14 protein-coding genes and 1 pseudogene are annotated in these 14,306 nt (G+C 38.8%); 5 read left to right on the forward strand and 10 right to left on the reverse strand.

Features of this window, described 5'->3' with window-relative positions; translation table 11 throughout:
• The first annotated feature begins 452 nt into the window (after positions 1–452).
• Positions 453–1,247: an arsenite methyltransferase gene (locus NSU02_RS10240; protein WP_339192830.1), complete on the forward strand. Its 795-nt coding sequence runs from the start codon at positions 453–455 to the stop codon at positions 1,245–1,247.
• A gap of 223 nt (positions 1,248–1,470) precedes the next feature.
• Positions 1,471–1,962, forward strand: coding sequence for a GNAT family N-acetyltransferase (locus NSU02_RS10245; RefSeq protein ID WP_066251750.1), 492 nt, complete (start codon positions 1,471–1,473; stop codon positions 1,960–1,962).
• Here NSU02_RS10245 and NSU02_RS10250 read toward each other — a convergent pair.
• The 7 genes from NSU02_RS10250 to NSU02_RS10280 form a co-directional block, all read right to left on the reverse strand.
• Positions 1,897–2,448: a transposase family protein gene (locus tag NSU02_RS10250; RefSeq protein ID WP_339192831.1), complete on the reverse strand. Its 552-nt coding sequence runs from the start codon at positions 2,446–2,448 to the stop codon at positions 1,897–1,899. The two genes, NSU02_RS10245 and NSU02_RS10250, sit on opposite strands and share 66 nt — an antisense overlap.
• A gap of 331 nt (positions 2,449–2,779) precedes the next feature.
• Positions 2,780–4,030: an IS4 family transposase gene (locus NSU02_RS10255; RefSeq protein ID WP_339192832.1), complete on the reverse strand. Its 1,251-nt coding sequence runs from the start codon at positions 4,028–4,030 to the stop codon at positions 2,780–2,782.
• Between the two features lie 601 nt (positions 4,031–4,631).
• Positions 4,632–5,794, reverse strand: a protein-coding gene (locus NSU02_RS10260; protein WP_339192833.1) for an IS3 family transposase whose coding sequence is annotated in 2 segments (ribosomal slippage) — positions 4,632–5,539 and positions 5,539–5,794 — 1,164 coding nt in all. Because the reading frame shifts where the segments join, the coding sequence is not laid out codon by codon here.
• Positions 5,795–5,878: 84 nt separating this feature from the next.
• A complete protein-coding gene (locus NSU02_RS10265) occupies positions 5,879–6,670 on the reverse strand; it encodes a hypothetical protein (RefSeq protein WP_066247055.1) in 792 nt (263 codons plus the stop codon).
• Between the two features lie 95 nt (positions 6,671–6,765).
• The gene (locus tag NSU02_RS10270; protein ID WP_186439258.1) at positions 6,766–6,909 is read right to left on the reverse strand and encodes a hypothetical protein; all 144 of its coding nucleotides are present in this window, start codon (positions 6,907–6,909) and stop codon (positions 6,766–6,768) included.
• A 70-nt stretch (positions 6,910–6,979) separates the two neighbouring features.
• Positions 6,980–7,666: a hypothetical protein gene (locus tag NSU02_RS10275; protein ID WP_339192834.1), complete on the reverse strand. Its 687-nt coding sequence runs from the start codon at positions 7,664–7,666 to the stop codon at positions 6,980–6,982.
• A 67-nt stretch (positions 7,667–7,733) separates the two neighbouring features.
• The gene (locus NSU02_RS10280) at positions 7,734–8,171 is read right to left on the reverse strand and encodes a hypothetical protein (protein WP_339192835.1); all 438 of its coding nucleotides are present in this window, start codon (positions 8,169–8,171) and stop codon (positions 7,734–7,736) included.
• Positions 8,172–8,280: 109 nt separating this feature from the next.
• On the opposite strand from NSU02_RS10280, the gene NSU02_RS10285 reads away from it, so the two are divergent.
• Positions 8,281–9,654 (forward strand): IS1380-like element ISGsp2 family transposase, encoded by a 1,374-nt coding sequence (locus NSU02_RS10285; protein WP_339195758.1) that lies wholly within the window; start codon positions 8,281–8,283, stop codon positions 9,652–9,654.
• 201 nt (positions 9,655–9,855) lie between these two features.
• Here the strand turns inward: NSU02_RS10285 and NSU02_RS10290 are convergent, their stop codons facing one another.
• Genes NSU02_RS10290 through NSU02_RS10300 form a run of 3 tightly spaced genes read right to left on the reverse strand, consistent with a single transcriptional unit; the run spans position 9,856 to position 11,719 of the window.
• Entirely contained in the window at positions 9,856–11,031 is a 1,176-nt protein-coding gene (locus NSU02_RS10290; protein ID WP_339192836.1) for an LXG domain-containing protein, read from the reverse strand.
• Positions 11,032–11,047: 16 nt separating this feature from the next.
• Positions 11,048–11,320, reverse strand: coding sequence for a YwqI/YxiC family protein (locus tag NSU02_RS10295; RefSeq protein ID WP_066250866.1), 273 nt, complete (start codon positions 11,318–11,320; stop codon positions 11,048–11,050).
• Positions 11,321–11,335: 15 nt separating this feature from the next.
• A complete protein-coding gene (locus tag NSU02_RS10300; protein ID WP_066250868.1) occupies positions 11,336–11,719 on the reverse strand; it encodes a DUF5082 family protein in 384 nt (127 codons plus the stop codon).
• Positions 11,720–11,940: 221 nt separating this feature from the next.
• Here NSU02_RS10300 and NSU02_RS10305 point away from each other — a divergent pair, with 221 nt between their 5' ends.
• Positions 11,941–13,143 carry a transposase gene (locus NSU02_RS10305; protein ID WP_339192838.1) on the forward strand — a complete coding sequence of 401 codons (1,203 nt, stop codon included), beginning with the start codon at positions 11,941–11,943 and terminating at the stop codon, positions 13,141–13,143.
• A 698-nt stretch (positions 13,144–13,841) separates the two neighbouring features.
• Positions 13,842–14,171, forward strand: a pseudogene (locus NSU02_RS10310) (ATP-binding protein); the annotation flags it as partial.
• Between the last annotated feature and the right edge of the window lie 135 nt (positions 14,172–14,306).

Here is a 14,306-nt window from a genome sequence, read left to right on the forward strand (position 1 = left end):
ACTTTTTAGATAGATATATTCAGGCTTGAAAAATACGGATTGAAAGTCAAGCTATGCAAAGTAATCGCGAAAGGAGAGATAAAGATTAAAAAGGAAACATGAGAGAAGATTTACAGGACACCTTTTACTATTTGCTTTTGGGTTCAGGCGTTGGAGCCGTTATTCATGGCGCTGTACCGACAGAATGAATTTCAATCTAAATGGGGGTGTATTGCTGCAATCATCGAAAATCCTTGGAATGTCCGTCTTTTCGTGATTCCTATCTCGCCAATGTTAATTACAATGAGCATGACATTGCATTGATGATTAACTGAGAAGCTGCAAGCTTACCGGGATATCAATATTGCACAGTATCTTTAAAAAGAAACTAGTCTTTGCGTTTGTAGGCTCTGTCATGACGATGGCAGGGTTATTAGGATTTTTATTCTATATTATTTAAGGAGTGATCACTTATGAATCACATGAATAACGATCAAATCCGGCAAAATGTCCGAAACCGCTATAAGAAAATTGCGCTGCAGGAAGTGAATTCTGGGGGTTGTTGTTCAGTCAGTTCCGGAGGTTGTGGTACACCTAAGGAGGTATCGGCAAAACTAGGTTATTCGGATGAGGAATTATCTGCCGTACCAGAAGGAGCCAATCTTGGACTTGGCTGCGGCAACCCGCTGGCAATTACGGAATTGAAACTTGGAGAAGTAGTGTTGGATCTTGGTAGCGGTGCTGGATTTGATTGCTTTCTGGCAGCACAACAGGTTGGAGAAACCGGCCGCGTCATTGGTGTAGATATGACGCCAGAAATGATCAGCAAAGCTCGGAATAATGCTGCCAAGAATGGTTATACCAACACTGAATTTCGATTAGGAGAGATTGAACATTTACCGGTTGCAGATCGTACGGTTGATGTCATTATTTCCAATTGTGTCATTAATCTTTCTCCAGATAAGCCCCAAGTGTTCAAGGAAGCCTATCGAGTTCTGAAACCAGGTGGTCGCCTCGTCATTTCCGACGTTGTAGCGACAGCAGAGCTTCCATCGGAAATCAAAAACAATATGGATGTCTTGTATTCGAACTGCGTATCAGGAGCGGCATCAATTAGAGAACTGGAATCATTGTTGCAACAGAGTGGATTCATACAGATCACCATTGAACCGAAAGATGAATCGAAGGAGTTTATCAAAGACTGGGTGCCTGGAGCGAACTTCGAAGATTACATAGTTTCTGCGGTCATAAAAGCAATGAAACCTTAAAAAACGTGGTGTAACAGATCAGAAACCGTTAGGTAAGACAAATTGAGCAACTTGTTTTCCATGATGATTCCGATCTCATGAAAAAAGTGAAGAGATTGCATACAAAACCGTTATGGATGTTGCCCATCTACATTTAATCGTAAGTGTTGTTATTGTGACATAGAAAAGGCAGTAGGGCGATTCCTAGTGCCTTTTCTATATAAAAAATAAGGAGAGATTAAATATGAACATTCGCAGCTTTTACAAAGAGGATTGGCTGCAAGTGAAGGAAATTTACGAGCAAGGAATTGCGACAGGACAAGCAACGTTTGAAACGACAGTGCCATCATTCGAAAAATGGGAGTCGACAATTGCGGAAAACTTGTGTCTGGTTGCTGAAGATGAAAAAGGTATTCAAGGCTGGTGTAAGATCAGTAAAGTATCAGATCGCTGCGTATATGCAGGAGTAGGAGAGGTGAGTGTGTATGTTCGAGATGTGAGCCGAGGAAATGGTGTTGGAAAACAACTTCTACAAGCCATGATCAAAGAATCGGAAGCAAAAGGATTTTGGACATTAAATGCAGGGATTTTCCCTGAAAACATACCAAGCTTACGTTTACATCAAAGTGTTGGATTTCGTGAAGTTGGTATACGACAACGTTTAGGAAAGTTAAATGGCGTATGGCGTGATGTTGTATTCCTTGAACGCCGCAGCAAAATTGTGGGTATAGATTAATCGTTGCTTTAAAAAAATGATAAACATTTCATAGTTTTCTAAAACACTTTCAAGAGTTTCTAAATGCTCCTTCTCTTTTTCTTTAGCAACGGAATAAAATATTCTTTCAACAGTTGTATAAGGTATTTTTTCCTTTCGACTCACTTCTTGGATAGTAGAGCCAATGCACATTTCGTACAGATATTCTCTGTACCGATTGGTCTGATGCTTATTAGGACTGATAGATTCAAATGTTTGTGAAAATACCTCATTACAGTTGTGACAACGGTATCTATACACTCTGACAAATAAGAAAAGGGGCTTACCTAATACGGACAAGTCACGAACCTTTCTTGTCCGCCAGTCATGGACATGACTAGAAAAAAAACCGCAGTAAGAACAGCGTTCTTCTGTAGTATTTTTCTCGACATGTAACAAATTGCAATCTTCAAGAAACACTTGTTTAACAACTTCAAATTCTGGCAAATCTAGTGATACGGAAAACACTTTAGAACCTCCTGTTATGTTAAGTCACGCTAACATTATTGCCAGGAATTCGTGAGTGTTTTCCTTATTTTTTGGGTTAAATCACAAAATGTGGTGATGAATCAACATAATATATGTAGTGAAATGAACGTTTATTCCTATAGTTTATTGATTTTATATAAATTTATATAAATCCAGTAGCGTTGCATAAAAAAATTTAATGTTTGTCAAGCTCAATAAAAATTCCAGTTATTTCATGTAACTGAATATTCAGACATACAATCTTTCTAAGCAAGCTTAAAAGGACAATGACGTCTTAATCGGCAGTCCATTTCCACAATTTGGTAATATATTACAGAAACATTGGATCATAAACTAAATCGTCTAGGTGTTCCACCTCCCCTTCTTCAAATTGGTACACGATGGTTTCAAAATCTTTTTCCCAATGGTATTTTTTCCGACCGTTGGACGTTCGAATTGGCTTTTTAAAAAGGGAGCGAACAAAACAGTCAAAACCTTTAAAAAGCAGATTCTGTAAAGTTCGCTTGATCTCTAATAAAGGACCATCGTGATTCACTTTTAATTGGAGCATGGCCTGTAAGCAATAGGTGATTAGGGCGATCCAAATTTGATTGTAAACGGCATTTTGACTTTTTCCATAAAATCTTTTTATCTTAAGGTGCTGTTTCATCCATTTAAAGAAGGTCTCTATCTTCCAGCGATATCGGTATAAATCTGCAATCTCTTCCGCAGAAAGATCAAAGCAATTGGTTATGATGATCACGGGATTCCCTTCGCTGTCGACCGTTTCGATCAATCGGAGAGGATGAGTCATTTTGGTATGATTACGGTCATTTCCTAAAATGACAATCTGATCCCTATAAATCAAACGTTCTGGATTGGGAATCCGTTCCGATAAAACTTCAATCTCTGCGTTCTTTTTAAGCCGGGTAATGAATCGCACCCCTTCTCGGCATAAGCGGTCGAACTGTTTGTAATCGACATACCCTCGATCAAACAAGTAAATCGCATTTGGATCGATTTCAATGAGTTCGTCCATCTGTGTGCGATCGGCATGTTTCGCGGGTAAGATAATCCCTTGATCCGGAACAGTGATATCCTTCGTTACAACAACCTTTAAATGGAGTCGAACACCAGCCTTTGTCTTACGAAAAGTTGCCCATGGATATTGGCTCAAACTCATGCTCATCGTGGTAGAATCAATGACCAGAAGACGACCAATGTTTCGGATGATCGGGGCATTTTTCATTTGCCCTTGGATCTTTAAGACCAGATATTTAAATACTTTTTCAAACAGTTGAGGGGATAATTGGCCTAATTTGCGAGAAAGTTGCGAAGTACTAATTGCATCAAATTCCAGATATGTCTGCAACTCTTCCTTGTCTTTCAAATGTTTGGCCAATTTTGTTAAGCTTTCCAATTCGTTTAACTGAGCGATGATACAAAGTTGTAAAAACTTATACGCCGTTAATTTTTTAATGTATTTGTCAACGTCAATCACATTAATTAGTTTTGAAAAAGTTATTGGATCGATCTCTTTAAATAGTTCATTTATTGTGGATTCTGTGGTATTCTTATCCATAATGGTTTCTCCTTATTCTTAGGATTTGGATAGGACTGCCAATCCTAATTATAAGGAGTTTTTTTATATCCAAAAAGATGAAATTTAACATAAAATTGGGCTTGACAAATTAAAATTAACTTAATGCAATGCTACTGATATAAATCTAGTAGTACCAAACTAAATAGTATCTTATTGGAAATATTTTGGGTAAAAAGTTTTAGTCATAATAACATTAACCATCGACTTATTAAGCATAGTTATGAGAAAGTAATTTCCATGTGTCATTAGGAAATTGGTATTTTAAGTGTCCGATATGTAATGCATAAAACAAAAATAAACATATCGATTTAAATTTACTTTATTGACTGAACGGGGGACTGGATGATGTATAAAATTTTGTTTGTGGATTTAAGTCAATATTTTGGACACCAATAAGTGAAATTTAATTTTGATCTCATGCCATATTTTTCATGACATCGCTGGTCGCTTGACATGGAGCCTCTGCGGGCGTGGTGTTATGCGAAGGGCGAAAGGGGCAATGATTTCTTTCGCATGGCAAACAAGCCTACCACACCCGCCACTCCATGTAAAGCGGATGCTTGTAAAATTGTGAAGAGCACTACGCTGCCCCTTTGATACTGTCTTCTGTTTCTTGTGGCGTCATATAGCCCAGGCAGCTATGAATCCGTTTCCGATTGTACCAGCCTTCTATAAATTCGAATAAGGCTCTTCTGGCAGCTTGAAAGTTCAAATAGTTGACTCTGTAGATCTCTTCCTTTTTCAGAATTGCATGGAAAGACTCAATGCAGGCGTTATCGTATGGGCAACCTTTTTTACTGAAGGAGTGTTTGAACTGCTTCTTTTCCATGTATTCTGCAAATTTCTCGCTTGTATACTGGGATCCCAAATCAGAATGCAAGATCAATCCCGGACCTGGACGTTGTGCCTGATAAGCGTTTTCTACTGCCTTTAAAGCCAGTTCAGTCGTCATGTGGCGGTCAAAAGCGTAACCGACAATCTTTCTGGAATGTAAATCCATTACGGAAGCCAGGTAGCACCAACCGTCTCTCAAAGTATGAATGTACGTAATATCCGTAACCCATTTCTCGTTGATGGTTGTCGTTGAGAAGTCCTGGTTCAGCAGGTTATCGTGTTCTTCCATCTTGCCCTTATTGGAATGGGGGCGGTACTTTTTTCTGATAATGGAATAAATGCCTGCAGCCTTCATCAAACGCTGAACCCGTTTCAGGCTGACTTTGAGCCCTTCTTTTTCAAGCATATGGTGGATCTTCGGTGCTCCGTATCTCTGCTTGCTTTCCGTATGGATTTTTCGTATTCTGTCTGTCAGCTCCCGGTTTTCCCGTTTTGTTTTTGACTCTGTTTTTTGTTTGGATTGATAGTAGGTACTTCTCGGCACGCCAAGGACCGTACACATGGTTTTAAGGTCATAATGGTGTTTGGCTCTTATCTCGTCAATCATGGATATAACAGTGGTTTGATCTACTTCTTTGCGAATATGGCCATAGCTTTTTTTAAGATTTCGTTTTCCTCTTTCAGCCGGTGCAATTCTTTTTGCAGGTTCAGAAATTCTTCCGGGGTAAAAGAGCCCCCGTCATCCAGCTTAACCGGTTTTTGTTTTCTGATCCATTTGTAGATTGTCGTTTCAGACAGGCCATATTCGCTGCAGATCTGTTTTACTGGTGTTCCAGTTTGATAAAGCTCAACCACCATTTCCTTAAATTCAGCATGATAACTTTTACGTTTTTCGCTTGTGTTACCCATATCAGGACACATCCCTTCGTTAATATTATATTTCACTAAAGGGTGTCCATGAAACTATACTAGCATCATACACGAATAATAAAATTAGGATAGATGAAAAAATTCCCTTACCGTTTCATCGATTTTACTGAAATATTCGTGAACAGAGACTGGTACAAAGAAAATTTGATGCTGCTCGACTTTTTCGTAGTCAATGTGCCAAATAAATGATTCACTTGGAAGGAGAAAGACGACTTGGTCAATAACAGACTCGTCTTTCGTGTAATGGGATTCCAAAAAAGAAATGTTGCTTAGTTCTTGTCCATGGCCTAGAAAATCGTTTACAAATAAACGCATAGTTGCGGGTAAATTTTGATCTCGGACCATTTGCATCAGAACTTCGGAATCCGTTTGGTGAAGTCCATCAAATAATTGGTCTGTTACTTCAATGGGTTCAACGCTGTTTGTCTCCATATCGCCGCTCACTCCGTAGTAATTGCAAAGCATTTGGAAAAAGCCGGACTCCGTATCGTGAAAAGAAAAATAATGGTCATTCCCTTTTACGTGTTGTATTAGTGTCTTTGATTGATGGATGTGATGGAAAAACAACACTTGCTTCTTTTTCATGTCTACGCATCGCACTTTTTTTCGCGATTGTACTAAGAGGTGAATTAAGTTTTCCAGTCCAGAAACTAATGAAGATTCTCTCGTATTATCCAGGTAACCTTTTTGTCTTAATAATTGTTCTGTTTGCTGAACAAAACGTTCCACTTCTTTTTCGTTTTTGATTAATTGAAGATCATTAATAACTTGACTAGCTAATTCACTGTAGCCAGATAAAGCTAATGCAGAAACAAATTCATTTGTTGATAAGCGGACCGCTCCTTTTGTGTTCATGATTTTCTTTTCCTTTCTATAGAGGTTTGTTGTCGAAATACTGCGATTATGGGGTTATACAAATGGATAATTTTTTAAAATTCAATTTGTCACATCTAAATTAACTTTTGATGCAACAGCTGCTCCACTTCACGGATAAAAAGTATTTCTTCTTTTTCTACTAAAGTAGCATCGTTTAATATTTGGCTGGCTATATCACTATATCCGAATAAAGCAAGTGCATAAACTAGTTCAATCATGGATAAAGCAACTGTTCAATTTGTACTTATGTAATTGCATCTTCTTCAAAAGTATTCACTTATAGCTACATCAATCATATACGCCAAGAATCACAAAAGATTGCAAAAATAGTACAAGGAAAGTTAAAATCGCAAATAATTTATTGAGCCAAAACGGCATTTTGGATAAAAGTAATTGAATATAATGGTTAAAGCCCATAATAAATAATGCACTGTATTTAAAAAAATAATTAAATATACTTTTCTGGTCATTCTCTACGTTAACATTAGAATAAAAATAAGCAATAACAACCCGTTGAATAAATATGGATACAAAAGCGCATATCCAACTAACTGATAGCCACACTGGAAGATATATACTTGGATAAGGTATATCGAAAATAAAACCTAAAGAAATAAGAGTTGCTAGTAAAAAAACTAAAACCATTCCTATCCATTCATTTTTTTCTCTTTTTTTGAAGATCGATTGAATGATTTGTTTTAGACTGACCGGTTCATAGAAAAAGCAAGCAGGAACAAAAAGTAGCATAAAAAAGAGTTCAAAACCGGAAATAAAAATGAAAACAATAGTTGAACCGTCTTCATTCCAGTAATTTTTATTAATGAGAAGAATAAAGAGAATGAGAAGTACAAAGAGATTACTCTCTAAAAAAAAGGCTGCTCCTCTTTTAATAGAGAAATTATTATTTTTCTTTTTTGTTAATGGAAATGAGCGATCTGGTTGTTTCAAATTAGAGTTTGGCAATAATTCTTTCATTATATTAGAATCTCCTTTGTTAAATTAATATGAATTGAACCGTATCTTTTTCTCAATTTCTATTGCACTAATTAAAAAAATTCGCAATAAACTTTTCCGCGCTTGTTAAAGAATCATTGGCCATTTCTGTAACGGTTTCAATACCTTCTTCAATTTCCTTTCCGACCTTTTCCACTCCTTCCTTGATTCCCTGAACACCTTCTTCAATTTCGCGTCCCACTTTTTCGCCAAAGTCTTTCACGTTATCCTCTAGCAACCATGACCCGACAATACCAACTCCAGCACCAATAGCCCCGCCAATAATTGTTCCTGGACCTGGTGCGATTAATGAGCCTATATATGCTCCAGCAGATGTTGTAGCAGCAACACCAACATCAAGTCCGAGACCTGCAGAAAATCTCCCGAATTTTTCAAACAAAGATTTATATTGATTCTCGTCACTGAATAATTCACCTGCATTTGTAACTAATGAGAACCACGCCCCTGCTAATGGTAACTTTTTCATAAGTTTTGAAAAGCCTGAATCCGTGACAAAACATCTTTACAATGGTCGCAAACCGTTGATACGATAAGGGAAAACGACGTTGACGATTCTTCATCAAGTAGGTGATGTGATGAAAGATTTCCCGATTCGGTTTGTATTGACAGATGAAGCGATTACCCCAAGTGCTGGGCTTGCTCTCGTTGGCTACTTACTCCATCGAACGAAACTGGATAAACGGGTAAACGCACTTCGGCTTCCAACGGTTCGTCGAGAAGTGCACATTTCCCATAGCGATGTCATTCGCTCGATGATTGGCTTGCTTGCCACAGGAAAAACGGATTTCGATCATATCGAAGCGTATCGTCAGGACGATATCTTTTCGGCATCGATGGGGATTCAGCACGTGCCTTCCTCTCCAACCTTGCGACAACGACTCGATCAGCTCGCTTGTCTTCCGATGACCGAAACGATTCTTTGGGAGGAGTCCATACGTCTGTTGATTCAACGACATGCCACTTTGTCCCCTTGTTGGACCAAAGGAAAGACGACATGGCTTCCCCTTGATATAGATGGTTCCCCATTTGACAACTCCGATACGAAAAAAGAAGGAGTCAGTCGAACGTATAAAGGATTTGACGGTTTTACACCGTTGTTTGCGTATGCAGGGAAGGAAGGGTATCTCGTTCATGCCGAGTTGCGTCCAGGGAAACAACATGTGCAAGACAACATGCCCTCGTTTTTAGTCACCGCTATCCGTCGAGCTCGTCAACTGACTTCATCTCGTCTGCTTGTTCGCATGGATGCAGGAAACGATGCAGAAGCGAATGTGCACGTATGCCTAAAGGAAGACGTGGACTTTGTCATCAAGCGAAACTTACGCCGAGAATCGAAAGCGCTTTGGTTCCAGATCGCTTCGCAAAAGGGCAAACGTGTCGATGATGGACAAAGCGAAGGAGTACAAACCTATGAGCTATGCCTTCCACAGAAGGCAGCGATCGATGGAAACACGTATACGTACGTTCAAGTCACCCAAGTGACGGAACGGACGATGGAACGCAATGGACAGCTGATGCTCGTTCCTGATTATGAAGTGGAAAGCTATTGGGTGCGGCTCAAAGGATACGAGCATGTTCGAATGAGCGATGTGCTCGCGTTGTATCATGACCATGCGACATGCGAACAGTTTCATAGCGAACTGAAGAGCGACTTAGATTTAGAGCGGCTTCCATCTGGGAAGATGAAAACGAATGCGCTCGTGTTGGTCATGGGAGCCTTCGTTTACAATCTTCTTCGTCTGATTGGACAAGATCTATTAAGCGATCCGAGACATCCGTTGCACCACAAAGTGAAACGCCGCCGCATCAAGACGATTATTCAGACGGTGATCACGATGGCAGGGCGACTCGTCCGTCGATCACGACAGATCTGGATGAAACTGACGCGAAGGAGTGGCTATAGCGAGCCCCTACTGAACGTCTATCAGAAATGGAGAGAGGTAAGATAACGAACGAATGTTCGATCACTGATGTCCAACGTCACTCCCTGGGCTTTTTTGTCTATTTTTTTGGTTCGTATACCTAAAACAGAGATTTGTTCCATTTTCGGAAATAGAGATGACATAGGTCATAAGCATAAAAGGGGTTTATGGATTATCAATCCATCAAAATTACAACAAAATCAAAGTCGATTTCAATTCATCACGGATTCAGGAAAAGGATTTAACATCTGTAAATTGCCGAATAGTGCTATTAATATCAACTTTTGCAACGTATTGTTTTAATAAGCTTTTATCAAAGATAAAGATTTTATGATATTGTGCGACGAGTTTTCCAAAACTGATTTTATTTGCTTTGGAAGGTAAACCAATAAGGTCACGTAAAACACCGCTTGGTGCCTTATGATATTTTGCTAATGCTCTTTTTATTACAATACTAGAGTTTTTTTCGCCTTTTTGTAATAATTGATAGATTATTTCTGCAAGCTTTGATTCGTATTTTTTATTTGCACCTTTTACCCACGCTTTAGATGTTTTTATAATAAAATTGCCATTTCCATCTTTTGTTAAAGTTAATAAACCTGTACGGAGAACATGAACTGCAAGCAATCCTTTTGCAACACTTAGCCCGCCGTTGAATTTGCCGAGGGAAGCAAGCCATTCAGCGATGGCGCCTACAAAAGTGGAATCTCCTTCTTGTACAGATAACTCAATCGCATCATCAATCATTTCTTTGAACGTGTCTGTTTCGGTAATAAAATTTTCGATTTCTTTTATTCGCTCTTTGCTTAAGAAAACGCCGCCTTTTGTCCATTCGTGCAGCTTCTGAGTGAATGAACGAATTTGAGTGAGCTGCTCTTGCATGGTTGTCAGTTCGCTAGAGATGTCTTCATCAAGCTTTGCCAGTTCATGGACAGTTTTTTGAGCACGATTTTTTGCCGATGCGATTTGTTGGTGAAAAAGATGAGTTTGAACGGGAATACCCCCAACTAAATCTACCACGTCTAAGAAATATTGATTGATATTCTTGACTGTTTCCTCCGTAAAGTTTTCTAACTTATTAAGGCTTGTTTTAACTTCTGTTTCGATAAATTCTTCGCTTATATATCCGTTATTAGTTTCAAAATGTTCTATGATCGTTAAAATATTTTTCAGTTTTTCTAAATACTGATAAAGAAATTGATGCAAAAGGAGAATGGCCGGAATATGCAAAGTAGCAAAGTGCTCTTTAATTGCTTCACCGCCTTTACCCTCTAAAGCACCGTCTAAACGGATGATTTTGTTCACAACCTCCCGAACAGCAAGGATTTGTTCTTTTTCCCGTGACTTTTGACGGATCAATTGATTGGTTTCATGTAAAACTTCCGATACTTTTAATACCTTCATCGTCTTGACTCCCCGTTTATATGTTCATCTTTTGGGCAATATTTCGGTCTGTCTCCGCAAGATTCTCAATACTTTTCCGAACATCGCTCTCAATGTTTAAAAGCGTATTTTTATAATCGGTAATGATTTGATAATAAAGGTCTTCAATGGCTTTTATTTTTGTGATGAAATCAAGAGAGGAAACCGGGAACGATGGATGAGAATGGTTCGTGTTTAATTCGATAATTTTTTGTTTTAACTCGTCTAATGACGATTCTACTTCCTTAAAATGAACTTTAATTTCTGTCATTGTGATCCCACCTGTTTAATTATCCTTTAAATGAGCCAGCTGGCTTCTTTTTGAAGAAATGGTGTTGGAAATGCTTGCATTCATCGTTTCAAGTTCCGATATTTTTTTGGAAATATCATTTAGAAGTTCTTCGGTTTGCTGAATGATTGAAATGTATGCATGATTGATACTTTTTCTCATATCTAAAAACGTATCGGCAAATTTTCCATGCCATGTAAAAGGAGTGAGCTCGGGATTCAATACAAGTGTTTTGTGATCAACCAATATACCAAGTTCATTGGAAATGCCGCTTTCGGCTTTTTTTAGCCGTTCAATTTTTTCGTCATTATCATGAAATTGGTCATAAAGATTAGAAATCTCATTATATAACTGGTGAACCATGTATTCTTTTTCCGTCATATTCATCTTCCTTTAGTAATTCCAAATAACTACTTCTTGTGTAAAATATGGAATATATAATCTTATTTTACACTGCGTATGTTTTTTATGAAATGAGCATTTTGCATATTTTTTGACCCAAGAGCCATAAGGATTTCAAAGACATAAAAAAGGACTTCACCCCTAAAATGTAGAATTTTTGAAGTGACGAAACCACAAAAATTCAAAAGGAGGAAGTCACTTTGTATATTCTACAAGAAAGCCTATTTTCCTTTGAAGAACTGCAAAAATTAGAGTCAAAAGAGAAATTACCTATCTTTTTTAGCTCGCTTGATTTACGCCCTTATGCTAAACAGTTGAGAAGTTCTTCACCCCGAGGGGCTGACGGTCATTCCAGAGAAGGGATTCTAAGGGCTCTCATCGCTGCCCCACTCGAAGGCATCGACACCTTTACCGCCCTTCATCATCGATTGGATAAAGACCTTCGTTTCCGTTATCAATGCGGTTTATCGATTGATCGCCCCGCACCGTCTATCTCCACTCTCAGCCGGGTTTTTGCGGCACTTACCAAAAAAAAGCTGGCTGAAAAGATCTTCCTTGACTTGGTACAGTTAGCTCAGGAGGAAGGAATAATTGACGGCAGCCACCAGGCCATCGACAGTGCCGCCATTGATGCCTATGAAAAGAAACAGCCCAAAAAGCGTAGTGAACAAACGGGTAATGCCAATTGGGGCGCAAAATATGATTCCTTCGGCAATAAAATTACCTGGTTTGGCTATAAGATGCATCTTTCAGTCGATACCGCAAGCGAACTGCCAATAGCCATAAAAGTAACCCCTGCCCATGTGAACGATGGAGAAGTCGCACCAGAATTAATAGAGCAAGTGGCAGAGCGTACCAAATCCAAAATTGAATTTCTGATCATGGATGGCGGATATGACCAACTAAAAAACTATGAATCAGCCAAAAACATTGGAGCGCAAGCCATTATCCCGCTCAATTTGCGCAACGAAAAAGAGCCTCCTGAAGGGATTTCTTCCAATGGAACTCCGCGTTGTTCCATGGGTTATGAAATGACTTATTGGGGAGCTGATAAGGACCAGCTCAAGTTCAGATGTCCTCACGCAACCGGCAAAGTGGATTGCCCATTAGGAATGGCAGCCTGTTCATCTTCCAACTATGGAATGGTGGTAAAAGTCGACATCAAAAAGGATGTGCGCCGATATTCCAATCCGCACCGTGATACAAAACGTTGGAAAGAGCTTTACAACGAGAGGACAAGTGTAGAACGCTGTAATTCAAGAATGAAAAGCTACCTTACGGCGAACTCCCTACATGTATGGGGAATTGAAAAAGTAAAGACCCATATTTACCTGAACGCTATTGTATTACTTGTTTCAGCGCTAGCGATGGCAAAGGAAAATAAAGGGAAGAAAGCCGCTTAAAAAAATTCAATGTGAAAAATTCTGTAGGTATGCCCGAAAACAAGATTATTGTAATATTTTGTAAAATAACATGCTGGTAGCTATTTGCCGAGTGCTTTATTTTTTATACTTTTATCCAAAAAATCTAATTTTGCAAAATGCTCGAAATATAAAACAGGAAAATCAGGGATTTGGAATTATTTTTCTACATTATAAATGGTGAAAAATACCTATAGTGTGCAAAAAAACTATTCAATCAGCCTGTATTTGTGAGGGGGTGGACATGTTGGGGGGGGGACGTATAATCTTACGGTGGCGCTCATCGGGTAAAAGTATCATTTTCATTCGAAATGCTGTTGCCAGTAATACTTTAGTAAAAAAATTAGCAGGTTTATTAACAGTCTTATGGGGAACTAAGACAATACTCATTGTCATTCTGTTGGTATTCACTATGTTAAATAAATAAGAATGGAAAACTATATGACTCTGTTTGCTTTGTTTTTTGAATGTTACAGGAAATAATTACATTAAAAGAGGATTTTAAGAAGCAGAATAAAAAATGTCTCTTCACCATTTTCTGTGATTTGTACACGAACCTTGCATCATGTTAGCTGGATTTAGATGTCAATCAGACCGTCTCCTTCTTCAGCTTACTGACCACTAAGTTGGTAGAATGGGAGTAGTCAAGTGCCTTCCTTGACGGCTGCCATTCTACCAACAAAGCCGACCAGGAAGGAAAGCTGGAAAAAAAGCTTCGCATGTTTGTGAAGCCAACCATTCTCATTATTGATGAAATGGGGTACTTAAAATTGGACCCAAACAGCGCTCATTACTTATTTCAGGTCATCGCCCGTCGGTATGAACATGCCCCGATTATCCTCACCTCCAACAAAAGCTTTGGGGAATGGGGAGAAGTTGTGGGAGACTCGGTATTGGCGACCGCGATGTTAGATCGATTACTGCATCATTCCATCATTTTCAACCTAAAGGGGGAAAGCTATCGATTACGGGAAAAGAGGCTCCAACAAGAAAAACAGAAGGATCAATAAGGTCCTTCTGGGGAATTTTAAACCGGCGATTTTGGGGAAAAAATAATCGGCCTTGACACTAACCCCAAAAAAGTAAAAAAACGCGTAAGGTTCGCTCCGATAAAACTCACGAATAGAGAACAGAACGTGTACTGT

Origin of the sequence: Aeribacillus sp. FSL W8-0870 (genome assembly GCF_037963755.1) — a bacterium.
Taxonomy (GTDB): domain Bacteria; phylum Bacillota; class Bacilli; order Bacillales; family Aeribacillaceae; genus Aeribacillus; species Aeribacillus composti.